This window comes from Marinobacter xiaoshiensis (assembly GCF_031631795.1).
Lineage (GTDB): Bacteria > Pseudomonadota > Gammaproteobacteria > Pseudomonadales > Oleiphilaceae > Marinobacter > Marinobacter xiaoshiensis.
Window position 1 is genome coordinate 407,860 of record NZ_JAVMBO010000018.1, and the last position, 25,081, is coordinate 432,940.

Genomic DNA, 25,081 nt, shown 5'->3' on the forward strand with positions numbered 1-25,081 from the left:
CGAGTCGCGGCTACCAGCGCCCCTGCAGCGTAGCCACAATCCGACGGCCATCGGCTTTATCTCTGTGCTCACAGAGATAAAGCCCCTGCCAGGTTCCCAGCGCCAGGCGCCCATGGTTAACGGGCAAGGTGAGCGACGGGCCAATAAGAACGTTCTTGATATGGGCCGGCATGTCGTCTGGCCCTTCTAATACATGCTCATAGTGCGGCGCCCTTTCGGGCACCATCACATTGAAGTGACGCTCCAGATCTCCGCGCACGTCCGGGTCAGCGTTTTCGCTTACCGCCAGCGAAGCCGATGTGTGCTGGATAAACAGGTGCAGCAGCCCCACTTCGCAGTTGGTCATGTCCGGTGCCTGCGCGAGGATTTCATTAGTTACCAGATGAAACCCTCTGGGCAAAGGCGCCAGGTCAACGAATGTCTGATGCCAGATCATGGCAGCTCCTTCGGTTTATTTCTGCAGTTCATCCCATGGGTGCATGGGCACAACTGCTTCACTCACTTCCGTCTCAAATGAGCTGCGGAAGTAATCCATAGCCTTCTCTGCTTCGTTAAGCTCGTCAAATCGGGCTATGTGATAAATGGCTTCACCTTCGTTAACCAACGGCAAATTGTTTACACAAATAACAATGCCTGAGCAAGGTGACACAATCGCCGTTTCGGATTCGCCAAAGGGATCCGCCACCATGGCCAGCTTCTGACCTTTACGCACTTTCTGGCCAAGCTTTGCCACCGGCCGCATGATGCCATCAATCTCTGCCCTCACCCATTGGGAGCTGGCCGCAATTTCCGAGCGTTTTTTCAATGTTGCGCGCCCCTTCCGTGGCGGAACCATTTCGAGTTCGCGCATCACTCGCATCACACCTTTTACACCACTACCGATAACCACATCGTCAAAGCGCAAGGCTTCGCCGCCTTCATAGGTAATAACGGGGATATCCAGCGAGTCAGCATAAGCACGCAAACTGCCTTCCCGGAGGCCTGCATCAATAATCACCGGTGCCGCAAATGCTTCCGCCATGCGTGCAGTTTCGGGGTTCTTCAGCTCAGCCCGCACCTGCGGCAGGTTGAAGCGGTGGATAGCGCCCGTGTGCAAATCGATAATATGCGTCACGTGCTCCATTATTTGTGTGCGCAGAAGGTAAGCAATACGACCGCCAAGGGAGCCTCTTTCGCTACCAGGAAAGCAGCGGTTCAGGTCGCGCCTGTCAGGCAGGTAACGGGTACGGTGCACAAATCCAAAGATGTTCACGATGGGCACGGCGATCAAGGTTCCGCGCAAATTGCGAAGCGCCGAATTGGTGAGCACACGGCGCACAATTTCCACACCAGCGATCTCATCACCATGTATGGCGCCACACACCATGAGTACCGGGCCATCGCGGCGCCCATGTACAATTTCCACGGGTATATGCAAAGGCGTGTGGGTATAAAGCTTCGCAATTGGAATTTCCACTTGTTGCCGGGTACCAGGCTTTACCTGCACTCCAGCCATCTCAAAGGGCGCTCGCGCCATCGATTATCCTCTGCCTTTGGTTTTGGTGCGCCAGGGCGCTTGGTTTTTTTCAATCCAGTTCAAAATCATGCCCGCTACGTTTTTGCCGGTAGCGTTTTCTATACCTTCCAATCCCGGTGAGGAGTTAACTTCCATCACCAGCGGCCCACGGCTTGAACGCAGCAAATCCACACCCGCCACGTTCAGGCCCATGGCTTTTGCGGCGGTAATGGCCGTTTTGCGCTCCTCCGGCGTGATACGAACCAAAGAGGCACTGCCCCCACGATGCAAATTGGAGCGGAACTCACCCTCGGCACCCTGGCGCTTCATAGCGGCAATAACCTTGTCGCCAATCACGAAGCAGCGAATATCTGCACCGCCAGCTTCCTTGATAAACTCTTGCACAAGGATGTCGGCCTTGAGGCCCATGAAGGCTTCAATCACACTTTCCGCCGCGGTGCGGGTTTCCGCCAGCACAACACCAATACCCTGAGTGCCCTGCAAAAGTTTGATCACCACGGGCGCACCACCCACCATTTTCAGCAGTTCGGGCACGTTGTCCGGCTTGTTGGCAAAACCGGTTATGGGCATACCCACGCCTTTACGGGCCAGCAGCTGAAGAGAGCGCAGCTTGTCTCGCGAACGAGTGATGGCAACCGACTCGTTCACCGGGAAGGTTCCCATCATTTCAAACTGGCGCAGAACCGCTGTGCCATAGAAGGTAACGGATGCCCCGATTCGGGGAATAATCACGTCGAAATTTTCCAGCACTTCTTCGTGATAGTGAATTTTCGGGTTGGCGGATGTGATGTTCATGGAACAGTGCAGGCAATCAATCACCTTCACTTCATGGCCACGGTTAACGCCTTCTTCCACCAGACGACGGGTTGAATACAAATGCCGGTTACGGGACAGAACTGCAATTTTCATTTTTCAGGCCTTAAAGCCGGTTCCCCGGCGAGATAGGAAGCTTCAGGATATATCATGGATCGGCCCTCCATCGCGGTGCGTCCAATCAGCATACGAAACCGCATGGTATCCCGGTTCGTGAGCGTCATTTCAACGGGCCAGCTTTGGCCACCAATCACCAATGTAGTTTCAATCACCAGTCGCAGCTCTTTATGGCCGCCGGAATCCGTTACTTCACGCTCATCAAGCACACGAGCGTCGCATTCCACAACCTGGTGCATATCGTTCTGAACCGGGTGCACCCAAAACCGCACTCGACGCTCGCCATCCTGTGTGTAGGGCTCCGTCCGAAAAGTATGGAGGCACGAGGTGCGCGCACCCGTATCCACTTTTGCCTTGATGCGGTTAATATCCAGATCAGGTAGCGCCACCCACTCCCGCCACCCCAGGCTGATTTTATTTTCAGCAGGTATCGGCTCCACGGTTTTGAGGGCTTCAACTGTCTTTTTGGACATCCAATTGTTCCTTTTCAGTGACTTTTTCCGGCGCCATTAATTGCACCCGGAACGGCTCGGAGTGGCTGCCAGCATAGATGCTGGTATGAGGGAAGGGTATCTCTATACCCGCCTTATCCAGCGTTTTCTTTATAGCAACGAGCATACCGCTTTTACCTTCAAGCACCTTGTCTTTGGGTACCCAGAAAGAAAACTGCAAATCTATCGAGGACGGGCCAAATGCGGTAACCAGCACCAAGGCTTTGGGCTCCTCCAGACAAACAGGATTCTTTTCTGCCAGCTCCAGAAGTAGCTTTTCTACCTTCTCAGCATCTTCAGCATAGGCAATACCCACCTGAAGGTCGATTCTGCGAATAGGGAAACGTGAGCGGTTAACAACAGGCGTCTTGATCAAGGTTTCATTGGGAATACGCACATAAAGGTTATCCCGGGTGCGCAGTTTTACACTCAGCATATCGATTCCCACCACTTCACCCATGGTTTTTTCCACCTCAATGAAATCGCCAATTTCAAAGGGCTTTTCAACAAGCAGGAACAAACCGCTGATCATATTTGAGGCAGACGTTTGCGATGCAAAACCAATGGCCACAGTCAGAATACCGGCCGCGCCCAATACCACATCCAGCGAGAACCCAGCCTCCCTGAGCGCCGCAACGCCAAACAATAAAAAGATAACGTAGAACACCAGCCGCCGAACCATAACGGTGTGGTGCCGGGAAGTGCGCTTGGCCATCACCTTTGACACACTGCGCGCTGCCAAGGATGCGAGAACAATACCCAGCAACATCAAAAAGCCAGCGCTGATCCACTGCCCCCAAGCTATATCGGTAAACACACTCATTGCCCCTGTTTTCAGCTCTTCAGTCACAGCTGTTACCCCGTTGAATGCGCATCAGCCAAACACCCGGTCAATAGCTCGTACCAGCCGCCCTTTGGCTGGTTTCTCCCGGGCTGGAGCCACTTTCACGCACGGCCCGGCCGCCACGAGCAAAGCTTCATCCACATGCAGACTTGCAGAGTTCATATCCGTTGCCACTTCCACTACCACACCGGGTGTCCATAACTGGCCTCGCTCATTCAGATGCAATGACAGCAATGGCGTAGGCAAGCTGAAGCGCTCCAATACCAAAGGCTCTGTTCTGCGGTTAATGATGGTAACCGGAGTAGTTGCTCGCCACGGCCGTTTCGGCAAGGCATCCAACACCAACCGACCAAAACTTGACGACGAATAGCACAGTTCACCTTCCATCGTATTCCTGCCCACCCAGGTAAATGAGGGTGCCGCCAGCGGTACTTCAGTAAGGAGAGTCTGGCTCGCGCCGGCGCATATTTTCATCCAGACAACGGTTCCCACGTAAATAGTACAGCGTGCGCCGCCAGGGATGGTTAGCGGATGATAGGGGCGAATGACGGTTGGAAGGTTAGCCACCGCAGGTATAAAAGTGACCACTGACGAATCTCCTTGCCTGATAAATCGCTGCAGAGATACGCTTGTTTGCGGCAGTTGGTGGCCTATGGATTCTGTCCAGCCCACCGGGTCAGTCTCGGGCGCCCGTGTTTCAGAACGCACCTGCCATTCCTTATCCAGAAGTGTAACCCACACCCGAACATGCCCAAGCTTGTGATGCTGGGTTTGGCCAGAGGCCAGCTCGTAGGGCTGAGCCCATACGCCGTCGCGCCGACTGTCAGTTTGTGTGCTCATGAACGCTATAATTCTCCAACGAATACGGCCACTAAAGTTGTGACGACTATAATCCAATCAGGGGCCTCGGGCGAATATCTAACTAAGTGATTTTATTGCCTCAGTGCGATGTAATTACCCCTACTCCAAACGCTTCAACCCGAAACGGAATAACCCATGACACAACTGGTATGGTTCAGGAACGACCTGCGAATTGCCGACAACCCAGCCCTTACCGCTGCCTGCAAAGACTCTGGCAAAACGGAAGGCCATTCAAACGTTCGCGCCTGCTTCATCCTCACACCGGTTCAATGGCAGGAACACGACTGGTCGCCTGCACGGGTACAGTTTGTTGTTGCACACGCAAATGCACTGGCGGAGGAACTGGCAAAGCTGGGTATACCACTCAGTTTTATTTACGCCGAGCGCTTCTCTGACAGCATTACTGCGTTAGAAAGCCACTGCTGTGAACACGGCGTGCGCCAGCTTCACTTCAATGAAGAGTATGGCATTAACGAGCGCAAGCGCGACAAAGCTGTGAAGCAACGCTTTGATGAGCAGGGCATAGCCACCTGCAAGTATCGAGACCAGACCGTAGCGCCGGTGGGTGAAATACTGACTGGCCAAGGTGAGCCCTACTCTGTATTCACCCCCTTCTCCCGTCGCTGGCGCACTTGGATTGATGAAACCCAGCCAACGCTGTACCCGGCGCCCATAGCACGGGGCGATGCGATTCAGCCGGAACGCATCGCAAGCATTCCTGAGGGTTTTGAAAACGCACCGCCAGCACTTGTAGGAACAGGCGAAGACGCCGCGCACTCTCAACTGGAGAGCTTCCTGAGTGAACAGGGCGGTGCCTATAAAGACCAACGAGACTTCCCTGCCCTTGATGGCACCAGCCAGCTCTCCCCTTACCTGGCCAACGGCGTACTCTCCGGCCGCCAGTGCCTGATCGCAGCAAAACAAGCACAAGGCATGGGAGGCAATCAGGAAGGCTTCCTGACCTGGATAAACGAAATTGCCTGGCGGGATTTTTATATTCATACGCTGTACCACTGCCCCCGAGTGAGCATGCACCGCGCATTCAAACCAGAAACTGAAGCACTGGAATGGAACGACCCAGGTGAGCACTTCGAGGCATGGAAATCCGGCAACACCGGCATTCCTCTCGTTGATGCCGCCATGCGCCAGCTCAATCAAACCGGCTGGATGCACAACCGCCTGCGCATGGTGACCGCCATGTTCCTGACCAAAAACCTGTTTATCGACTGGCGGCTGGGAGAGGCCTATTTCATGTCAAAACTGGTGGATGGTTTCCTGGCCTCCAACAACGGCGGCTGGCAATGGAGTGCCTCTACCGGCACAGACGCAGCGCCTTACTTCCGAGTGTTCAACCCGGTGACTCAGAGTGAGCGCTTTGACCCGAAAGGTGAGTTCATCCGCGAGTGGGTGCCTGAGTTGGCAAAGCTGGATAACAAACGCATCCACGATCCTTCAAAAGGTGGAGTAATACCGGGCGGATACCAAAGGCCAATTGTTGATCTGAAAGAGAGTAGAAAAGAGGCAATAGCGAAGTTTCAGGCGCTGAAAGACTAGACCAGAAAGCCATTGTAGAAGCGGGCGTGTGAACACTCTCCAAAACCGTGCGGAGCCATGGATGGCGGAGCCGAGCGTACAGGGAAGTATTAACAGCGTGTTTTGGAGAGTGTTCACACGCCCGCTTCGGTTAGGCAAGCAAGTTCAAGACTTACTCAGCCCCACAAACCGGACAATCAGGATCCCTTGCAAGCTTCATTTCTCGCCACTGCATTTCCCAAGCATCCAGAATCAGCAGCCTGCCCACAAGCGGTGTACCCACACCTGAAAGCACTTTAATGGCCTCCATCGCTTGAACAGAGCCAATCATGCCAACGAGCGGCGCAATTACACCGGCTTCAGAACAAGTCAGATCTTCATTACCCTGCTCAGGGTATAAACAGTGGTAACAAGGAGATTCGGGATTCCGGCTATCATATACGCTGACCTGGCCTTCTCCGCGAATCGCCGCCCCTGAGATCAATGGAACACCCGCCGCCACACAAGCACGGTTAAGAGCAAACCTCGTGGCAAAATTATCCGAGCAGTCCAAAGCCAGGTTGGCTCCGGCCACTTCCCGCTTAAAACCATCCTGATCAAGGCGACGATTCACTACAGAAATAGACACGGCCGGATTAATGCTGCGCACTCGGGCGGCCAGAGTCTCTGCTTTGGACTCGCCAATCTGTGCGGTTTCAAACGCTATCTGCCGCTGCAGGTTAGGCAACTCAATAACATCGTCATCTACCAGCGTTAAATGGCCAACACCTGCCGAGCCCAAATAAAGCGCAACCGGGCAACCAAGGCCGCCCGATCCAACGATCACAACGCGGGCAGACTTTAGTGCCTGCTGACCCGCAATATCAAAACGGGGCATCAATATTTGGCGACTGAAACGCAGGAGTTCTTCATCACTGAGCATGGTGTGCTCCATATCGGGGCCATTGCCCCAGTGTCATGCGGTCGTTGCCGCCATAGTCTTTCCGGCTCTCCACCTTAGCAAACCCACGGCTGGCGAGCAGCCCTTGAACAGCTTCAGCCTGATCATATCCGTGTTCCAGAAGCAGCCAACCCCGGGCATTCAGCCAGGCAGGCGCTTCCGCAACGATCAGGCGAATATCATCAAGGCCGTCCGCTCCGGATACCAGCGCAGAGGCAGGCTCAAAACGAACATCTCCTTCATCCAGATGGTGGTCGTCGGAAGCAATGTAAGGTGGGTTGGAAACAATCAGATCAAAACTGCCCGCGGGCAATCCGGCAAACCATCGGCTCTGGAAAACCTCTACCGGCAACTTCAGATGGCGGGCATTTGCCTGAGCTAATTCCACAGCGTCTTTCATCAGGTCGCAGGCGCTGACAACCCAGCCCGACCGCTCACTGGCCAGCGCCAGAGCTATGGCACCAGTGCCGGTACCAAGATCAACCACTCGGGCATCATCCGGTAGGGGCAACTCCAGCGCTTGCTCAACCAGGCATTCGGTATCCGGACGTGGAATAAGAGTGCTCTGACTTACGCTTAGCGGGAGGGACCAGAACTCCTGGTGGCCCAACAGGTAGGCCACTGGCATTCCCTGCACACGCTGGCGCACAAGATCGTCGAATTCAGCTGCGAGGCGGGGCTCGATTTCACGCTCGGGAAAAGCACGAAAGCCAGAACGGCCAACACCCGTTACGTGATCAAGAAGCAACTCGGCATCAAGCCGGGGCGTATCTCCGGCGATGCGGCGCGCTGCATCGCTCAGCAACGCTTCGCAGGTTAGTGAAGGCTTACTAGTCATCGGAAAGCGAGGCCAGAAGCTCCGCCTGATGCTCTTGCTGTAGAGGCACAACCACGGAATCCAGATCCCCGGCAATCACATCATCAAGCTTGTATAGCGTGAGGTTGATGCGATGGTCAGTTACCCGGCCTTGGGGGAAATTGTAGGTGCGTATACGCTCGGAACGATCCCCGCTGCCAACCAGGCTTTTGCGGGTTTCTGCCATGGATTGCTGGTGGCGCTCAGTTTCGACGTTCTGCAGCCTTGAGGCCAGCAGACTCATAGCCTTGGCACGGTTTTTATGCTGCGAACGCTCTTCCTGGCACTCCACCACTATGCCGCTGGGCAAGTGCGTAATCCGGATGGCCGAGTCGGTTTTGTTTACGTGCTGACCGCCAGCGCCTGAGGCACGGAAGGTGTCCACGCGCAGGTCGCCCTTGTTAATCTCAACGGCTTCCGCCTCATCGGCTTCTGGCATAACTGCAACGGTACAGGCAGAGGTATGAATACGGCCCTGGGATTCGGTTTCCGGCACCCGCTGAACCCGGTGCGCACCCGATTCAAACTTCAGTGCGCCGTAAACAGCGTCGCCGGCAACCCGGGCAATTATTTCCTTGTAACCGCCATGCTCACCTTCATTCTGGCTCAGCACTTCAATCTGCCAGCGGCGACCCTCAGCATAGCGGCTGTACATGCGAAACAGGTCACCGGCAAAAATGGCAGCTTCATCACCACCCGTTCCCGCGCGGATTTCCAGAAACACGTTTTTACCATCGTTTGGATCTTTTGGCAGCATCAGGCGCTGCAGCTCCTGATCCAGCTCTTCGGTTTTCTGCTCGGCAAGCTCAAGTTCTTCTGCGGCCATCTCCCGCATGTCGGCATCGCCGTCTTTCGCCAGTTCTTTTGCCTCATTTATGTCGTCCAGTGAGCGCCTCCACGCCTGAAAGCACTGAACTACAGGCTCAATCTCGGAATACTCCCGCGATAACTCCCGAAATTTGTCCTGTTTGGCGATGGTTGCAGGATCGCTGAGCAAAGCGCTCACCTCCTCGTAGCGTTCGACTAGCTGCTCGAGGCGGGACTGTATGGATGGTTTCATATTTTTTCCGAGGTGGTCGTCGCGTCTACTTCCAACACATCAAGCTGGTGCAGCTCTCTAAGCCATTCAGTCACCTCGGTTCGCCCTTCGGTGGTGGCCTTGCGAACCTGTATCGAAGGTTCGTGCAGGAGTTTGTTTGTAAGGCCTCGCGCCAGGCTGCGCAATGCTGTTTCGGGATCACCGCCATTACGCAGGGCGCGCAGGGCCTTTTCCGTTTCTATGTCTCGCAACAGTTCCGCACGCTGGCGGAACTGTTTCAGTGTGGAGACCGCATCCAGTGCCCGGAGCTGACTGAGAAACTCCTGCACACCGTCAGCAATAAGGTTTTCCGCTTCACGGGCAGCGCCCTCCCGGGTACGGATGTTCTCTTCGATTACCTGGCGCAGGTCATCAACGGTGTAGAGATACACATCCGCCAAAGATGCCACTTCCGGCTCGATATCCCTCGGTACGGCAATATCAACCATAAAGAATGGCCGGTGCTTGCGCTTTTTCAACGAACGCTCCACCGCACCCTTACCAAGAATCGGCAGAGGGCTGGCAGTGGATGAAATAATAATATCTACGTCTGCCAGGTAGTCAGGAATTTCAGAAAGCACAATGCCACGACCACCTCTGGTCTCTGCCAGCGCCTGAGCCCGTTCAAGAGTGCGGTTAGCCACAATAAAGTTTTTAACGCCCGCATCTGCAAGGTGTCGTGCAACCAGCTCGATGGTTTGACCCGCACCGATCAGCAATGCCTTGTTTTTCGACATGTCAGCAAAAATGCGATTCGCCATGCTCACTGCAGCGTACGCAACTGAAACAGGGTTTTCGCCAATTGCCGTTTGAGTGCGAACACGCTTTGCTACGGTGAACGTTTGCTCAAACATGCGAGAAAGAAAAGAACCGCTACCGCCGTGTTCCCGGGCCAGCGCATAGGCATCCTTTAATTGGCCAAAAATCTGCGGTTCACCCAGAACCATGGAATCCAATCCGGCAGCAACTCGCATCATATGCCGCACGGCATCCGCGTCGCGGTGGATATACAGAACCTCTTCCAGCTCCGCAGCATCCAGATCGTGAAAGCCCGCCAGCCAGCGCAAAACCAGAGGCGCGCAGTCGTCGTCACCTGCCAGATATAACTCGGTGCGGTTGCAGGTAGAAAGAATGGCAGCCTCGCTGGCGCCTGATGCCGCCCGCAACTCTGCAAACGCCTCTGACATACGCTCAGGCGTAAACGCGACTCGCTCCCTTAACTCAACGGGGGCGGTGCGGTGATTGATTCCCAGCGTTAGCAATGCCATTTCTTGGTTCTACAATCCTCTACCAATAAACTGTGTGCATGAGCACCACTGTGAATGCATTTTAGCGGTCTGAGCCTTCAGCTGCCACCCATAACCACTAACGCTTCGGGAAGTGCGGACAGGTTGGGCAAGAACAGGAGCTTATGCCATTATAGGGAATCGGCGCACACCGGTCCCGACTCAGCTCAAAAAAGAGAGTGTTCCGGGCTATTCAGGGCGCGTAGTCAATAATTCACAGGAAGTTGCATGTACAAATCCGCACCGCTTTTGGTTACCTGCCTGCTTGGCCTCTCACTGGCAGGTTGCGCCAGCATAACCGGTTCCGGCCACTCATCCGTTGCTGATGAAAAGACTCCCACGCAGGAAGATTCCAGAAAGGCCAGTAGCGAGCCGCCTGTAGAGTACGCAGACTTTGAGCCGGAAACACTGTATTTACTGCTTTCAGCTGAAATCGCAGCGCAGCGGGGTCGGTACGACGTTACTTTGGTCAACTACCTCCGGGCAGCCAAACAGTCCAGAGACACCAATGTGATTGAGCGTGCCATGCGCATTGCGCAGTCGCTCAATGGCGACAACGCGCAGAAGCAGCTCGCAGAACTCTGGCTCGAGATAGACCCAAACAATCTGCAAGCACTTCGAGTCTCTGCCATTCAGGCGGTTAAACGGAATGAGCTCGAATCCGCACTGGGTTACATGGAACAAATCCTGAACCAGGGCGAAGATGCAGACTTCGACAGCCTTGCAGCCATGGCTGGTAACCTGCCACCGGAGCAACAGCAAGAGCTGATTGCTCTCTACAATGAACTGGCAAACCGTCATCCCGGCACGCCTGAGCTGGAGTACAGCATCGCCCTGCTGCTGAAAATTGTCGGCAACCCGCAGGCAGCCCTTAGTCGCCTCGAACCCCTGCTAAAGGAAGAGCCCAACTTTCTACCGGCCATCATCCTCAAGGGCGACCTTCTGTACCAGAGCGACAGAGAAACAGAAGCGCTTGAACACCTTATGGTTAACACTCGCCGCTTCCCGGCCAGCCGTCAAATGGGCACCTTGTATGGGCGCATGCTGATCAGTGAAGGGGAGCTGCAAGCCGCCCAGGACGAGTTCAACCGATTGGTAACACGCTATCCGGACAACCCTGGCCTGCGCTTGTCGCACGCACTTGTCGCACTGGAAAACGGTCAACTGGAGCTGGCGCAAGAAGAGTTGAACCTGCTAGCCGATCAGGGGCACCACACCAGCGAAGCCAACTACTATCTGGGCAGAATAGAGGACGAAGCAGGGAATACGGAACAGGCTATCGGCTATTACCAAAGCGTGGATGAAGGCAACTACTACTTCCCAGCCATTGCGCGCGCCAGTGCCCTGTTAACCGCGGAGGGCAGGCTAAACGAAGCACTGGAAGACATCCGCTCCATGCGCAGCGCCAACCCGGCACAAGCTGAAAATTTCTGGCTACTTGAGGTCAACCTGCTGCTTGACCAAAAACTTCAAGAAGAAGCGATAGAGGCCGCCACCAGCGCACTTGAAGACTACCCGGAAAACCTCCAGATTCGCTACGCCCGAGCCATGCTTTTCGATGCCCTGAGCCAGCCCGAAAAGGCAGAAGGCGATCTCAAGCTGATTATTGAAAACGACCACAAAAACGCAGTCGCGCTTAATGCGCTTGGCTACATTCTGGCCACCCGCACTGACCGCCTCAGCGAAGCCCGTGGCTACATTGAACAAGCCCTGGAACTGGACCCGGAAAACCCGGCCATTCTCGACAGCATGGGCTGGGTTCTGTTTCAGGAAGGCCAGATTGAGCCCGCACTCGAATATCTATCCCGCGCCTGGGAAGCATTTCCTGACCCGGAAGTTGCTGCCCACTACGGCGAAGCATTGTGGATGAGTGGTGCTGAAGAGCAGGCACAAATAATCTGGAAAGAAGCGCTTGAGCAGGACATGCAGCACGATGTGCTGAGGGAAACCATCGATCGGCTGACCAACACTGGTGAGCAGTAATGCGTCAGGCATTTCGCTCATGGGTAGCCATACTGTTTATGGCGGGCCTAAGCGCCTGTAGCACCATCCAGCTGGAGCCACTACCGGAGGGGATGACAGACCAGCCTCCACCCGACTGGCAAGACCGCTCAGCGAAACTGGTGCAGTTTGATCACTGGCAACTATCAGGCAAACTGGCAGTGCGCCAGCCAACAGACAGTGGCACAGCTATCATTAACCACTGGATCCAGGAAGGCGAGGCATACGACCTGGCCCTGTCGTCCTCGTTCCTGGGAATGGGCAGCACACAGCTTAAGGGCGTTCCGGGTTTTATCGAGCTCACCCTCTCCAACGGAGAAACCTACCGCTCCGGAGATCCGGATTCGCTACTGGAGGCAGCCACGGGATGGCAACTGCCACTTGAAAGCCTGGCTTGGTGGATACGCGGCCTACCAGCGCCAGCAGGTGATTTCCGCCTACTGTTCGATGCCCGTGGTGAGTTGGCCATAATTCGCCAGGACGGCTGGGAAATACGCTACGATCGCTGGCACGAACTGCAAGACGACACACCCGCCCTACCCGCCAGAATCACAGCACTGAAAGACAGCAAACGCGTGCGGCTTGTTGTCAGCGACTGGCAGGACCTGAACCCGTGACCAGATCAATCACCCTTCCATCCCCAGCCAAACTGAACCTCTTTCTGCACATTGTCGGCCGGCGCGAGGATGGCTATCACGAGCTTGAAACACTGTTTCAATTCCTCGACTACGGCGACGACATTACCCTCCGCCTGACATCTGGGCAGCCAGGAATCCGCCTTGAGAATCCGATCCCCGGCGTTCCGGACGAAGACAACCTGATCATAAGGGCTGCCCGCGCCCTTGCAACAAAGGCGCCAGGCGAGCTACCAGGCGTTAGCATCAGCATTAACAAACGTCTGCCCATGGGCGGGGGCCTCGGCGGAGGGAGTTCTAACGCAGCTACCACTCTGTTGGGGTTAAACCGTCTCTGGGAACTGCAACTGGACCTCGATGAGCTTGCGGAAATCGGTCTTGCCCTCGGCGCAGACGTGCCCGTTTTCGTTCGCGGCCATGCCGCTTTCGGCGAAGGCGTCGGAGAAAAGCTAACTCCTGTTTTCCCGCCAGAAGACTGGTTTTTGGTTCTGAAGCCGGCCTGCGACATCAACACCGGAAAGATATTTTCAGAACAAGGGTTGACAAGGAACACCCCGAAGATGACAATAGCGCCCGCTTTTGAGGGAGACGCCTCGAGGTACCGAAATGACTGTGAAGATGTGGTTAAAAAACTATATCCTGAAGTCAAGCAGAGCATGGACTGGCTCACAAAATTCGGACCTGCAAGATTAACCGGAACCGGGGCTTGCATATTTGGACGTTTCCCTACAGAATCCGCAGCCCGGATCATCTGGGAAAGCAAACCTTCCGGCATCACCGGGTTCGTAGCTAAAGGGGTGAACATATCACCACTCCACCAAAAGCTGACAGAGCTAGAATGATGCCGAAAAAGCACGATACTGGGGTGTCGCCAAGTGGTAAGGCAACGGGTTTTGATCCCGTCATGCGCAGGTTCGAATCCTGCCACCCCAGCCACCTTTCTCCCGCTTCTTCTGACTCAACCTCCGAAAACGAGAAGGATGCCGTCGTGTCCAAATTGATGATTTTCACTGGCAATGCCAACCCCGAGCTTTCTCACGCTATCGCTAAAAAACTCCACATTCCGATGGGAGAAGCCACTGTAGGCTGCTTCAGCGATGGCGAAACTACCGTCGAGATCAACGAAAACGTTCGTGGTCACGACGTATTCATTATCCAGCCCACGTGCTACCCAACCAATGACAACCTGATGGAACTGATCATGATGGCCGACGCCCTGCGCCGCGCCTCTGCATCACGCATCACGGCAGTTATTCCTTATTACGGGTATGCTCGCCAGGATCGCCGGGTACGTTCCAGCCGCGTTGCCATCAGCGCCAAAGTTGTTGCAGACATGATCTCCAGCATCGGCGTCGATCGCGTATTAACGGTAGACCTGCACGCTGACCAGATTCAGGGCTTCTTCGATGTGCCGGTAGATAACATCTACGCCACACCCGTTCTGCTCGATGACATCGAAAAGCAACGGTTCGAGAATTTTGTTGTAGTATCACCAGACGTAGGTGGCGTTGTGCGCGCCCGGGCTATTGCCAAGCTACTGGATGATGCCGACCTGGCCATTATTGACAAGCGTCGCCCCAAGGCCAACGTTTCTCAGGTAATGCACATTATCGGTGATGTTGCAGACAAGACCTGCATCCTTGTGGACGACATTGTCGATACCGCAGGCACTCTGTGCAAAGCTGCAAACGCATTGAAAGAGCGCGGTGCAACCCGTGTGGTGGCTTATATCACTCACCCCGTCCTTTCCGGCCCAGCTATCGAAAACATCAACGCGTCAGTAATTGACGAAGTTGTTGTATGCGACACTATCCCGCTGGGTGACAAAGCGAAGAACTGTGCTAAAATCCGCCCCCTCAGCATGGCCGGACTACTCGCAGAATCCATTCGTCGCGTAAGCAACGAAGAGTCGATCAGCGCGCTGTTTGAGAACGCCTGAGTAGATTGCTTGCGGTAACACGCTGATATAACGCAAGTTACCGACAGCTTTCATCAAGATACCGAGTCGGGAGCCCCACAAGGCTCCCGACTCTTTTAGTCAGCCGGAAAACCCGGCTTTTCGAAAATATCATCTGTCCAAACGCCTGGTCGCGGGCAGTTCAGATGACGATTGAGGTAAAAACCATGTCTCAGGACTTTGTTATTGAAGCATTTCCTCGTGACGACAAGGGGAAAGGTGCGAGCCGCCGCCTGCGTCGCGAAGAGCGTAAAATCCCAGCCATCATTTATGGTGCTGGCAAAGAAGCTACTCCGATTTCCATCTGGCACAACGAGCTGAAAAAAGCTCTGGAAAACGAAGCCTTCTTCTCTCACATTCTGACCATTGAACTGAATGGCAAGAAAGAAAGCGTCATCATCAAAGACCTTCAGCGGCACCCGTACAAGCTGCTGCTCTCTCACGCCGATTTCCAGCGCGTTGAGAAAGACCAGGAGATTTTTGTTCACGTTCCTCTGCACCTGTTGAATGAAGATACAGCTCCTGCGATCAAGACCTTTGGTGGCGTTGCCTTCCGTCTGATGACCGAAGTTGAGGTAGCTTGTCTGCCGCAAAACCTGCCTGAATTCATCGCAATCGATATGGCCGATGTCGAGATGGACCAGGTTATTCACATGAGCGACCTGAAACTGCCAGAAGGCGTTCGTATCCCGGCGCTGCAGCACGGCGCAGAGCACGACCAGGCTGTTGTGTCTGTCAGCAAGCCGAAAGGCGTCAAGTCTGACGATGCCGAAGACGAAGCAGCAGAAGGCGAAGAAGGCGAAGATAAGGAGTAATTACTCCGGAGGCGTTGGCAGATGGCACAGGATATTGTCATGGTGGTTGGGCTGGGTAACCCCGGTCCGGACTACGAGAATACCCGCCATAATGCCGGCGCCCTCTTCGTTGAAGCACTGGCCCGCGAAGCGGGTCAGTCGCTCCGCCCCGAAAAGAAATACCACGGGCACTATGCCCGCATTCAGTGGCAAGGCCTTGAGCTCCACCTGCTGAATCCCGCTACTTTCATGAATCGCAGCGGCCTTTCTGTAAAAGCACTCGCAGACTTTTTCAAAATCTCTCCCGGTCAGATACTGATTGCTCACGACGAGCTGGATCTCCCTCCCGGCACCGCCAAGCTTAAAAAAGGCGGAGGACACGGTGGCCACAACGGTTTGAGAGACACTATAGCCCATCTGGGCACCAACGAATTTCAAAGACTGCGAATTGGAATCGGCCACCCTGGCGATAGCCGCAAGGTTACCGGTTACGTTCTTGGCCGTTTAGGCAAACGTGAAACGGAAGACCTGAACGAGGTGTTCAATGAAACCATGCGGGTGTTACCCGATGCAGTTTCTGGCAACCTCGCAGCCGCCATGAACCGCTTACACAGCTTCAAACCAACTACCGCCTGAGTCTGCCAGAGACCACTTCAGGCTAATCTACCAGCCCTGATTTCCCTCACTCGCACCCTTTGGCGTACACCGGTATAATCCGGCCAAACTTTCCAGTACCAGCAGAGGCATTCCATGGGTTTTAACTGCGGCATCGTCGGCCTACCTAACGTCGGCAAATCCACCCTGTTCAACGCACTGACCAAAGCAGGCATTGGCGCGGAAAACTTCCCGTTTTGCACCATTGAGCCTAACGCTGGCGTCGTCGCCATGCCCGACCCCCGGCTCGACAAATTGGCGGAGATCGTTAAGCCCCAGCGCACCGTACCCACAACCATGGAGTTTGTGGACATAGCCGGCCTGGTTGAGGGCGCCTCCAAAGGTGAAGGCCTGGGCAACCAGTTCCTTGCCAACATACGCCAGACCGAAGCCATTGCACACGTGGTACGTTGCTTTGACGACCCCAACGTCATTCACGTCGCCAACAAAATCGATCCGGCGGCTGACATCGAGATCATCAATACCGAGCTTGCCCTGGCCGACATGGACACCGTTGAAAAAGCCATCAAGCGTGTTCAGCGCATTGCTAAAGGCGGCGACAAAGAGGCCAAGGCTCAGATTGAAATCTTTGAACGCCTTCTGCCTGTGTTGAACGAAGGCAAGCCAGTGCGCGGCATGGGGCTGAACAAAGACGAACTCCTGCTGATCCGCGAACTGTGTCTTCTCACAATCAAGCCAACCATGTATATCGCCAACGTGAGCGAAGACGGCTTCGAGAACAACCCGTACCTCGATACAGTGCGTGCAATCGCGGCAGAAGAAAACGCCGTTGTAGTGCCGATCTGCAATAAAATTGAAGCAGAAATCTCAGAACTGGAAGATGACGAAAAGAGTATGTTCCTGGGTGAGATGGGAATGGAAGAGCCAGGTCTTGACCGGGTTATCCGTGCCGGCTACAGCCTGTTAGGCCTGCAGACCTACTTTACGGCAGGTGTGAAGGAAGTACGGGCCTGGACCGTTAGAATCGGCGCTACGGCCCCACAAGCCGCTGCAGTGATTCATACAGACTTTGAGCGAGGCTTTATCCGCGCCGAAATCATCGGCTATGAAGATTTCGTGAAATACAACGGCGAAGCCGGGGCAAAAGAAGCCGGAAAATGGCGCCTGGAGGGCAAGGAATACATTGTTCAGGACGGCGACGTCATTCACTTCCGCTTTAACGTTTAATCCTGGCTGGGCTGTCAAACTGATGTTTGGCAGCCCTGACACCCAAACGGCTCAACTCTTCTTCCGTTAACGGCCTGCTACTCCCCTCAGCAAGCTGTTCCCCTTCACCTTCGAGGGTGATACTCCCCACAGAAACCCGGTGAAGCGCCAATACCTGATTCCGAAAATGACCAAACATCCGCTTAACCTGGTGGTACTTGCCTTCAACCAGCGTAAGCCTGGCCGTGTGCTCTGACAGTATTTTCAAACTTGCAGGTCGCGTTGTGATGCCTTCATAAGCGAAGTAAATACCTTCCCGAAACGCAGCCACATATTCTTCACTGAGCGGCTTGGAAAGAGACACCTCATAGGTCTTTTCCAGTTTCGTTTCAGGCAAACTTATCTTTCGCGACCATGCCCCATCGTTGGTCAACAGCACCAACCCCGTCGTATTAAGGTCGAGACGCCCAACAATGTGCAACTCATTCTTCCGAGGGTGTTCAATAAGGTCCAGAACGGTCGAGTGCTCAAGGTCTTTCGTCGCGCTGACAACCCCTCTGGGCTTATTCAGCATCAGGTAAACGGGTTTGCTGTCGTTCAGGCATTGGCCATCCAGTACAACGTGGGTGAACTCAGTCACTCGCTGCTGCACTGAACTGGCCAAACAACCATCCAGAATTATTCGCTTTTGGGCAACCAACAGGCGGGTATCCGAAATCGAGAATTCGCTATTCCGGCTAATATAGCGATCCAACCGGTAAGTCTTCGACTTCACGACAATCCCTTATAAAGGGTTTGCTGAAGGCAGGTTACCGCCCAGCATATTCTCAACCACGGCCGCATTATAGAAAGCTTCAACCGTGTGGATTTTGTCACCTTCAACACGGAACCAGACCGCAAGCCGTACATCGCCAATCGGTTGGAAATGAGTTTGGTAGTCCAGGATTGCAAACACGTGTTCACCGTCAGCACTGAGTTGGCGAACAATCAAGTCCTTCTGGATGGCAGCCATTCCGAACTGGTAGGAAAGCATGTCATCACGATTAAGGAATCGCATGTTTGGCCCCACATATTCAAACCCCTCAGGAGCCAGCAAGCTCTTAGCCTCATCAAAACGCTGAGCCTGGATATAAGCAATAAACTGCGCCACTAGTTCTTTTGGTTGCATAGTTAGGTTCCACTTCTGAGATGAGGTCGTCCGACAATCACCTAATAATACACGTTATTTTGCAGATTCACCTGAATCCCGGCCCACAGATAATATTCAGATGTGGTTTTGCACACATAAAACCCTCAGGCCATTGTTTTACAATGCCTAAAACCCAATCCCCTCCCACAAAAAAGCAGTTATTGGTCGGGATTTGCCTGTTAGCTCTTGACACTTCGCCTCTGCGTACATAACATACGCGCCGCTTCCATTGGTGAAGTGATGGCAAGGTAGCTCAGTTGGTTAGAGCACAGCACTCATAATGCTGGGGTCGGCGGTTCAACTCCGCCCCTTGCTACCAGTATTCGAAAAAGGCCGCGATTAACGTCGCGGCCTTTTTTTATTTCCGGGCAATATAAGCACCCAGCTTCTGTGGAGATTCATCATGAGAACCACTGGCGACAGAATCCGGCAAGCTGTTTCTTTTGAAGTCATCGGGCTGCTCATTTCCGTTCCCCTCGCAGCCTTTGCCTTCGGTTACTCCCTTGAAAAAACCGGCGTGCTCGGCCTTATCGGGGCAACGCTTGCCACCTTATGGAACTACATCTTCAACCTGGGCTTTGACCACGCACTCAAGCGGTTTACTGGCTCAACACATAAATCCCTGAAGCATCGCCTCATTCATGCGTTTTGTTTTGAATCAGGCCTATTGATCGCTTTCCTGCCAATTATCGCCTGGTGGATGGGTATAGGCCTGCTGGAAGCGCTTCTTGTTGATGTCTCTTTTGCACTGTTTTATCTGGTGTATGCCTTCGTTTTTACCTGGTGCTACGACACCATTTTCCCCGATACGGATGCAGAGACGCCTCCCGGTCAGTGAACTCCTGTCCGGGACAGAACATTCAACACAAACACACCAGAGATAATCAGCCCCATACCAACCAGTCCCCAGGCATCCAGCTTTTCTCCGAACACTATCCAGCCCACAGCCGCAATAAGCACGATGCCAAGCCCCGCCCAAATCGCGTAGGCGATACCGACCGGAATCGTGCGCAAAGCCAGCGAAAGCAGATAAAACGCCAAGCCGTAGCCGAAAACAACGATTAAAGACGGCGCCAGCCGGGAAAACCCCTCACTCGCTCTAAGCGCAGAAGTGGCCACAACCTCCGCCACTATAGCCACCCCCAGCAGAACCCAACTATTCATCAGCCATACCCTTCACTCTCAATGGTTTATCGCCCTGTCGGGCCTGCATATTATGTTCAGGCATGCCACGATTGCATACCGTTATAAACCCCGCCAAATCTATATGGCATACTGACGCCCTAAACCAACAACGCCAACCATCCATTCGCAAGGAAGTTACTATGAAATTCGAGACGATTGCCCTTCACGCCGGATTCAAAGGCGATCCGACCACAAAAGCCGCAACCACACCGATCTACCAGACTACGTCCTACACGTTCGACGACACCCAGCATGGTGCAGATCTGTTCAACCTGAAGGTTGCCGGCAATATATACACCCGAATCATGAACCCGACCAACTCGGTACTTGAAGAGCGCATGACTGCTCTTGAAGGCGGCGTAGGCTCTCTTGCAGTTGCCTCTGGCATGTCTGCCATCACCTACGCCCTGCAAACCATCTGCCGGGTTGGCAACAACATAGTAAGCACCAGCCAGCTGTATGGCGGCACCTACAACCTGTTTGCACACTCACTGCCGAACCAGGGCATTGAATGCCGTATGGTTGCCCACGACGACTTTGATGCAGTTGAAAAAGCCATTGATGACCAGACCCGCGCACTGTTCTGCGAGTCCATCGGCAACCCTGCTGGCAACGTGGTAGATATTGCACGCTGGGCCGAAATCGCTCACAAACACGGCATTCCGCTGATTGTAGATAATACCGTAGCAACACCCTATATCTGCCGCCCTTTCGAGCATGGCGCAGATATCGTTGTGCACTCCCTCACCAAGTACATCGGTGGTCACGGTACAACCGTAGCCGGCATTATTGTGGATTCTGGCAAGTTTGACTGGAAGGCCAACGGTGCCAAGTTCCCGATGATGAACGAACCAGACCCCTCCTATCACGGTGTGGTTTACACCGAAGCCTTGGGTGCTGCTGCGTTTATCGGCCGCTGCCGCGTTGTGCCACTGCGCAACACCGGCTCTGCACTTTCCCCATTTAACTCCTTCCTGATCATGCAGGGCTTGGAAACGCTGGGCCTGCGCATGGAGCGCCACTGCGAGAACGCTGAGAAGGTTGCCAACTTCTTGCAAAATCACCCTGCTGTTGAATGGGTAAACTACGCTGCGCTGGAAAACAGCCCCTATAAAGCGACCTGCGACAAGATCTGTGGCGGCAAAGCGTCCGGAATTGTGAGCTTCGGCATCAAAGGTGGGCGTGAAGCAGGTGCAAAGTTTATTGATGCATTGGATCTGATCTACCGTCTGGTGAACATTGGTGATGCCAAGTCACTGGCTTGCCACCCGGCCACCACTACTCACCGCCAGCTAAACGCCGAAGAGCTCAAAAATGCGGGTGTAAGCGAAGACTTGGTGCGCTTATCTATCGGCATTGAGCACATTGATGACATTCTCGCGGATGTTACCCAGGCACTGGAAAAAGCCCAGGCTTAATCAGATTCAACCAAATGCCTCCAACCGGGTACGACGAAAGTCGTGCCCGGTATGCCCTCATTACACCCCGTGATTGCCCTTACCTGCCTTGTAACTGCCCTGCCAGCGGATTATTCTCTAAGGATACCCAAGCCTTAACCAAGAGTTCGGTTGCAATGAGCGAAAGCGCTAAGCCCCGCGTCACCAGTGGTTCCAAATTCCGTAATGAGCATGGCTTTTCGGCTATCAAAGATGGCCAGAAGCGCTCGGCAAACCAGGAGCCCATGTCAGTTGAGCGCAAGCCCAGCTGGCTAAGAGCCAAAATGCCTGGTGGGGAACGTTTTGAAGCTGTGCGAAAAAACGTCACTGAAAACCGGCTTAGCACTGTATGCCAGGAGTCCCACTGCCCCAACATAGGCGAATGCTGGACCGCCGGCACGGCAACTATCATGGTGATGGGGTCTGTGTGTACTCGCGCCTGTCGCTTCTGTGCTGTAGACACCGGCAACCCCAACGGCTGGCTGGACAAAGACGAGCCGGAAAACACTGCCAAGTCTGTTGAGCTCATGGGCCTGCGTTACATTGTACTGACCTCTGTAGACCGAGACGACCTGGATGATGGAGGTGCTGCCCACTACGCTGCCTGTGTTTCGGCCATCAAAAAACGCACACCGGAAGTCGCTGTAGAGGCGTTAACGCCGGACTTCGATGCGGTAATGACTGATGTAGAGAAGGTACTGGACTCCGGCCTTGAGGTGTTTGCGCAGAACGTAGAAACCGTAGAACGGCTGACACGCCGGGTGCGCGACCCTCGTGCAGGCTATGAGAAGACGCTCAGTGTGCTGGCCCATGCCAAGCAATACCGGCCAGACGTGCTCACCAAAACCAGCCTGATGCTCGGCTTGGGCGAGACCCACGAAGAAATCCTGGCCACCATGGACGACCTGCGTGAGATTGGCGTAGATATCCTCACTCTGGGCCAGTACCTGCGCCCAACGCCAAACCATCTGCCCGTAGAGCGCTATGTGACTCCGGAAGAGTTTAATCAGTACCGAGACATAGGCCTGGAGAAAGGGTTTATGGAAGTACCCTCAGGCCCCATGGTGCGCTCCAGCTACCGGGCCGACAGGGTGTTCGACAAAAACAATCTGGGGCTTGCAGTCCCGGAGGTGCCTGCAGCCTCAAATGCACTGCAGATTCCTGTCAAACACGTCGAATAAGGCATTAACCGAAAGAAAGCACTACGCAAGCAATGCACACGTCCTTCTTGCCTTACCTATCGGGAAAGACAAGAAGGCAACAAGGCTTGTATTACTGACCCTGCTGCATCATCTGGCGCTGCTGCATTTGCTGACGCATTTCCTGCATTTTCTTGTCAAGCTCATCACGCTGCTCTTGAGTGAACACTCTATCCACCTTGGCCTGCATGAGTGCTGAAAGCGTAGCGATCTCACCGGTCACGTCGCCCAAGCTTTCTCCCTGCTCGCGGATAGCAGCTTCATTGTAATCTGCCTTGATCTCAGCCTGCATCTGCTCTTGCAGGGCACGAGCCTCTTCGCGCAAGGAACCGATCTCGCCCTGCATTTTTTCAAGAATGCCACGAATTTCTTTTTGCTGATCCTCGGACAGTCCTACCATCTGGGCCAACTGGTCAACCTGATCCGGCTGCCCACCTGCTTGCTGAGCCAGTACAGGTGCAGAAAGGCTCAATGCCACAAGAGCAGTACCGAACAGTTTTGCGAGCTTCATAAACATCTCCGTTAACAATTTGGTTTGGTTAATCGACTGGTTTCACAGCCTAAAGCATCCCGACCTCGCTTTTCACCCCAACACCCCTTCTTTTTGTACAGGTTGTGAGCCAGGCCCGCTCAAAAGCCGCCACACCAGCGCATTGAAACAAATGTGAAAGTTTGGTCATTCCCCTTCATAATGGCGCCATTCACATACTTACGGAGCGTAACCGATGGCCATTAACTGGTTTCCAGGGCACATGCACAAAGCCCGCAAGGAGATCAAAAAGATCATGCCTCAGATGGACCTCATCATTGAGGTACTGGACGCCCGCATCCCCTTCAGCAGCGAAAACCCTCTGGTGCCCGCCTTGCGCGGCGATACACCGCTGCTAAGAGTCCTTAACAAGCGTGACCTCGCTGACCCGGCAATCACAGCTCAATGGCAAACCTGGCTTGAAAGAGAGCGGGGCGTAAGAACCATCACCCTCACCCACAATCAACGGGGCGAAGCGCTGGACATACTGCGGCTAGCCGGGGAAATGACCCCTAACCACGATCGCCAGATAAGCGCTTTGCGGGTAATGATTCTGGGCATACCCAACGTCGGCAAATCCACACTGATCAACACCCTCGCGGGCCGTCCGGTTGCCAAAACCGGTAATGAGCCAGCGGTTACCAAGGCACAACAAACCATCAAACTGCCGGATAATATCTTGCTCTACGATACTCCGGGGTTTCTTTGGCCTAAACTCTCACCCGAGGAATGCGGATACCGGCTGGCAATCACCGGCGCCATACGCAGCTCCGTTCTGGATTTCGAAGACATTGCGATGTTTGAGGCAGACTACCTGCGGGAAGCCTACCCCGAGCTAGTGAAAGCCCGATACGGTTTTGACGAGTTGCCGGCAGATGGCCTGGCACTCATGGACGGTATTGCAAAAAAGCGGCGCTTCCTCGGCCGCGGCGGAGTCCCGGACCTGAACAAAGTCTCTGAAGTGCTGCTCAATGAATTCCGTGCTGGCACGCTAGGGCGGATCTCTCTGGAGACACCGGAAATGGTGGAGCGGGAAATGAAAGAAGCTGCAGTTGCAGAAGCCGAAAAGGAAGCAAAACTTGCGGAGAAGAAAGCCACCGCTAAAGCAACACGCTCCGGCCGCCGGCATTAAGCTAAATATGCATATCCTTAGATTTGATCATTGGCAAACCAGTGCCGGCGTATTAGAGTGAACGTTTGACTTGCATCAATTTGGACGGTTTACCAAAAATGGCTCAAGCAATTAGATTTCGCCAAGCACCCTCGCCTCTCAAGGCATCCTGCCAAGAGTGCAGCCTGAGCAACCTGTGCCTGCCTCTGGCCATTCAGGACAACGACCTGGACAGCCTGGAGGACATAGTGCAGCAGGGGCGCATGTACAATCGTGGCGAGCATATTTTCGATCAAAGCACGCCTTCTCGCTCCTGCTTCGCAGTAAAAAGTGGCTCAGTCAAAACGTCGATTATTACCGAAGGTGGTGAGGAGCAGGTTACAGGCTTCTTCATGCCGGGAGAGCTTGTAGGCCTGGACAGCATGAGCGGTGAATCCTATGCGTGCACTGCCAAAGCGCTGGAGCGTACCAGCGTGTGCGAGTTTCCGATAGACAAACTCGAGGAGCTCACAGGCAAACTGCCGGATTTACAGCACCACATGTACCGCCTGATGAGCCAGGAGATTCAGAACAGCCATCAACTGGCCATGCTGCTTAGCAAGAACACTGCGGAAGAGCGTATTGCTGCACTGCTTCTTTCGCTGTCCAGCCGCTTCCAGCGCAGGCGCATGTCACCCACCAATTTCAGCCTGCCGATGGCACGAAATGATATCGCCAACTTTCTTGGACTAGCCGTTGAAACAGTCAGCCGCGTCTTCACTCGCTTCCAGAACCAGGGCATTATCCGCGCGCGAGGCCGCGAGGTAGAATTACTGGATGTTGAAGCTCTGCAACTGGTCACCCGGGAGTTTTCCCGCCAAAACTGCCAGCAGTAAACGGCTTTTTACCA

The 25,081-nt window shown here is 54.2% G+C and carries 27 protein-coding genes and 2 tRNA genes; 15 read left to right on the forward strand and 14 right to left on the reverse strand.

Going from position 1 to position 25,081, the window contains the following annotated elements; translation table 11 throughout:
• Nucleotides 1-10 precede the first annotated feature (10 nt).
• From RKA07_RS17275 to RKA07_RS17300, 6 genes are read right to left on the reverse strand one after another with little or no spacing between them, the layout of a single operon-like run.
• On the reverse strand, nt 11-436 hold the full coding sequence (locus RKA07_RS17275; protein WP_200201994.1) for a secondary thiamine-phosphate synthase enzyme YjbQ: 426 nt from the start codon (nt 434-436) through the stop codon (nt 11-13).
• Nucleotides 437-451: 15 nt separating this feature from the next.
• Nucleotides 452-1,516, reverse strand: coding sequence for a succinylglutamate desuccinylase/aspartoacylase family protein (locus RKA07_RS17280; RefSeq protein ID WP_200201995.1), 1,065 nt, complete (start codon nt 1,514-1,516; stop codon nt 452-454).
• Nucleotides 1,517-1,519: 3 nt separating this feature from the next.
• On the reverse strand, nt 1,520-2,425 hold the full coding sequence (gene rimK, locus RKA07_RS17285; protein WP_200201996.1) for a 30S ribosomal protein S6--L-glutamate ligase: 906 nt from the start codon (nt 2,423-2,425) through the stop codon (nt 1,520-1,522).
• Nucleotides 2,422-2,919: an ATP-dependent zinc protease family protein gene (locus RKA07_RS17290; protein WP_200201997.1), complete on the reverse strand. Its 498-nt coding sequence runs from the start codon at nt 2,917-2,919 to the stop codon at nt 2,422-2,424. The genes rimK and RKA07_RS17290 overlap by 4 nt, the downstream gene beginning before the upstream one ends.
• The gene (locus tag RKA07_RS17295) at nt 2,900-3,760 is read right to left on the reverse strand and encodes a mechanosensitive ion channel family protein (RefSeq protein WP_200202116.1); all 861 of its coding nucleotides are present in this window, start codon (nt 3,758-3,760) and stop codon (nt 2,900-2,902) included. The genes RKA07_RS17290 and RKA07_RS17295 overlap by 20 nt, the downstream gene beginning before the upstream one ends.
• A gap of 51 nt (nt 3,761-3,811) precedes the next feature.
• On the reverse strand, nt 3,812-4,621 hold the full coding sequence (locus RKA07_RS17300; RefSeq protein WP_200370207.1) for a DUF432 domain-containing protein: 810 nt from the start codon (nt 4,619-4,621) through the stop codon (nt 3,812-3,814).
• Nucleotides 4,622-4,777: 156 nt separating this feature from the next.
• On the opposite strand from RKA07_RS17300, the gene phrB reads away from it, so the two are divergent.
• Nucleotides 4,778-6,196, forward strand: coding sequence for a deoxyribodipyrimidine photo-lyase (gene phrB, locus RKA07_RS17305; RefSeq protein WP_310966926.1), 1,419 nt, complete (start codon nt 4,778-4,780; stop codon nt 6,194-6,196).
• Nucleotides 6,197-6,347: 151 nt separating this feature from the next.
• Here phrB and RKA07_RS17310 read toward each other — a convergent pair whose 3' ends face one another.
• From RKA07_RS17310 to hemA, 4 genes are read right to left on the reverse strand one after another with little or no spacing between them, the layout of a single operon-like run.
• Entirely contained in the window at nt 6,348-7,097 is a 750-nt protein-coding gene (locus RKA07_RS17310; protein ID WP_200370227.1) for a molybdopterin-synthase adenylyltransferase MoeB, read from the reverse strand.
• Nucleotides 7,087-7,953 (reverse strand): peptide chain release factor N(5)-glutamine methyltransferase, encoded by an 867-nt coding sequence (gene prmC / locus RKA07_RS17315; protein WP_200370230.1) that lies wholly within the window; start codon nt 7,951-7,953, stop codon nt 7,087-7,089. The genes RKA07_RS17310 and prmC overlap by 11 nt, the downstream gene beginning before the upstream one ends.
• Nucleotides 7,946-9,031, reverse strand: coding sequence for a peptide chain release factor 1 (gene prfA, locus RKA07_RS17320; RefSeq protein ID WP_200202002.1), 1,086 nt, complete (start codon nt 9,029-9,031; stop codon nt 7,946-7,948). Before prfA ends, prmC begins: the two co-directional genes overlap by 8 nt.
• Nucleotides 9,028-10,317, reverse strand: coding sequence for a glutamyl-tRNA reductase (gene hemA / locus RKA07_RS17325; RefSeq protein WP_200202003.1), 1,290 nt, complete (start codon nt 10,315-10,317; stop codon nt 9,028-9,030). The genes prfA and hemA overlap by 4 nt, the downstream gene beginning before the upstream one ends.
• 246 nt (nt 10,318-10,563) lie before the next feature.
• Here hemA and RKA07_RS17330 point away from each other — a divergent pair, with 246 nt between their 5' ends.
• From RKA07_RS17330 to ychF, 8 genes are all read left to right on the forward strand, one after another.
• Nucleotides 10,564-12,318 (forward strand): tetratricopeptide repeat protein, encoded by a 1,755-nt coding sequence (locus RKA07_RS17330; protein ID WP_310966928.1) that lies wholly within the window; start codon nt 10,564-10,566, stop codon nt 12,316-12,318.
• On the forward strand, nt 12,318-12,953 hold the full coding sequence (lolB, locus tag RKA07_RS17335; protein ID WP_200202005.1) for a lipoprotein insertase outer membrane protein LolB: 636 nt from the start codon (nt 12,318-12,320) through the stop codon (nt 12,951-12,953). The genes RKA07_RS17330 and lolB overlap by 1 nt, the downstream gene beginning before the upstream one ends.
• Entirely contained in the window at nt 12,950-13,813 is an 864-nt protein-coding gene (gene ispE / locus RKA07_RS17340; protein ID WP_200202006.1) for a 4-(cytidine 5'-diphospho)-2-C-methyl-D-erythritol kinase, read from the forward strand. The genes lolB and ispE overlap by 4 nt, the downstream gene beginning before the upstream one ends.
• A gap of 19 nt (nt 13,814-13,832) precedes the next feature.
• Nucleotides 13,833-13,907, forward strand: a tRNA-Gln gene (locus tag RKA07_RS17345).
• A gap of 52 nt (nt 13,908-13,959) precedes the next feature.
• The gene (locus tag RKA07_RS17350; protein WP_200202007.1) at nt 13,960-14,910 is read left to right on the forward strand and encodes a ribose-phosphate pyrophosphokinase; all 951 of its coding nucleotides are present in this window, start codon (nt 13,960-13,962) and stop codon (nt 14,908-14,910) included.
• A 185-nt stretch (nt 14,911-15,095) separates the two neighbouring features.
• A complete protein-coding gene (locus tag RKA07_RS17355; RefSeq protein WP_200370353.1) occupies nt 15,096-15,743 on the forward strand; it encodes a 50S ribosomal protein L25/general stress protein Ctc in 648 nt (215 codons plus the stop codon).
• 21 nt (nt 15,744-15,764) lie between these two features.
• A complete protein-coding gene (gene pth / locus RKA07_RS17360) occupies nt 15,765-16,358 on the forward strand; it encodes an aminoacyl-tRNA hydrolase (RefSeq protein WP_200370243.1) in 594 nt (197 codons plus the stop codon).
• A gap of 114 nt (nt 16,359-16,472) precedes the next feature.
• Complete coding sequence (gene ychF, locus RKA07_RS17365) at nt 16,473-17,564, forward strand: redox-regulated ATPase YchF (protein WP_200202009.1); 1,092 nt, start codon at nt 16,473-16,475, stop codon at nt 17,562-17,564.
• Here ychF and RKA07_RS17370 read toward each other — a convergent pair.
• Nucleotides 17,554-18,318, reverse strand: coding sequence for a pseudouridine synthase (locus RKA07_RS17370; protein WP_200370246.1), 765 nt, complete (start codon nt 18,316-18,318; stop codon nt 17,554-17,556). The two genes, ychF and RKA07_RS17370, sit on opposite strands and share 11 nt — an antisense overlap.
• A gap of 9 nt (nt 18,319-18,327) precedes the next feature.
• On the reverse strand, nt 18,328-18,711 hold the full coding sequence (locus RKA07_RS17375) for a nuclear transport factor 2 family protein (RefSeq protein ID WP_200202011.1): 384 nt from the start codon (nt 18,709-18,711) through the stop codon (nt 18,328-18,330).
• A 263-nt stretch (nt 18,712-18,974) separates the two neighbouring features.
• Between RKA07_RS17375 and RKA07_RS17380 the strand changes: the two genes are divergently transcribed.
• Together RKA07_RS17380 and RKA07_RS17385 are read left to right on the forward strand one after the other, a co-directional pair.
• A tRNA-Met gene (locus tag RKA07_RS17380) sits at nt 18,975-19,051 on the forward strand.
• Nucleotides 19,052-19,135: 84 nt separating this feature from the next.
• Nucleotides 19,136-19,570 (forward strand): PACE efflux transporter, encoded by a 435-nt coding sequence (locus RKA07_RS17385; RefSeq protein WP_310966930.1) that lies wholly within the window; start codon nt 19,136-19,138, stop codon nt 19,568-19,570.
• On the opposite strand, the gene RKA07_RS17390 is transcribed toward RKA07_RS17385, so the two are convergent.
• The gene (locus tag RKA07_RS17390) at nt 19,564-19,896 is read right to left on the reverse strand and encodes a DMT family transporter (RefSeq protein ID WP_200202013.1); all 333 of its coding nucleotides are present in this window, start codon (nt 19,894-19,896) and stop codon (nt 19,564-19,566) included. The genes RKA07_RS17385 and RKA07_RS17390 overlap by 7 nt on opposite strands.
• Nucleotides 19,897-20,057: 161 nt before the next feature.
• On the opposite strand from RKA07_RS17390, the gene RKA07_RS17395 reads away from it, so the two are divergent.
• Together RKA07_RS17395 and lipA are read left to right on the forward strand one after the other, a co-directional pair.
• Nucleotides 20,058-21,335, forward strand: a complete 1,278-nt coding sequence (locus RKA07_RS17395) for an O-acetylhomoserine aminocarboxypropyltransferase/cysteine synthase family protein (protein WP_200202014.1) — start codon at nt 20,058-20,060, stop codon at nt 21,333-21,335.
• A gap of 155 nt (nt 21,336-21,490) precedes the next feature.
• Nucleotides 21,491-22,534: a lipoyl synthase gene (gene lipA / locus RKA07_RS17400; RefSeq protein ID WP_200202015.1), complete on the forward strand. Its 1,044-nt coding sequence runs from the start codon at nt 21,491-21,493 to the stop codon at nt 22,532-22,534.
• A gap of 91 nt (nt 22,535-22,625) precedes the next feature.
• On the opposite strand, the gene RKA07_RS17405 is transcribed toward lipA, so the two are convergent.
• On the reverse strand, nt 22,626-23,063 hold the full coding sequence (locus RKA07_RS17405; RefSeq protein WP_200202016.1) for a Spy/CpxP family protein refolding chaperone: 438 nt from the start codon (nt 23,061-23,063) through the stop codon (nt 22,626-22,628).
• A 214-nt stretch (nt 23,064-23,277) separates the two neighbouring features.
• Between RKA07_RS17405 and ylqF the strand changes: the two genes are divergently transcribed.
• Both ylqF and fnr read left to right on the forward strand, forming a co-directional pair.
• Nucleotides 23,278-24,213, forward strand: a complete 936-nt coding sequence (ylqF, locus tag RKA07_RS17410) for a ribosome biogenesis GTPase YlqF (RefSeq protein ID WP_200202017.1) — start codon at nt 23,278-23,280, stop codon at nt 24,211-24,213.
• Nucleotides 24,214-24,311: 98 nt separating this feature from the next.
• The gene (fnr, locus tag RKA07_RS17415) at nt 24,312-25,067 is read left to right on the forward strand and encodes a fumarate/nitrate reduction transcriptional regulator Fnr (RefSeq protein WP_200370247.1); all 756 of its coding nucleotides are present in this window, start codon (nt 24,312-24,314) and stop codon (nt 25,065-25,067) included.
• The last annotated feature ends 14 nt before the right edge of the window (nt 25,068-25,081 follow it).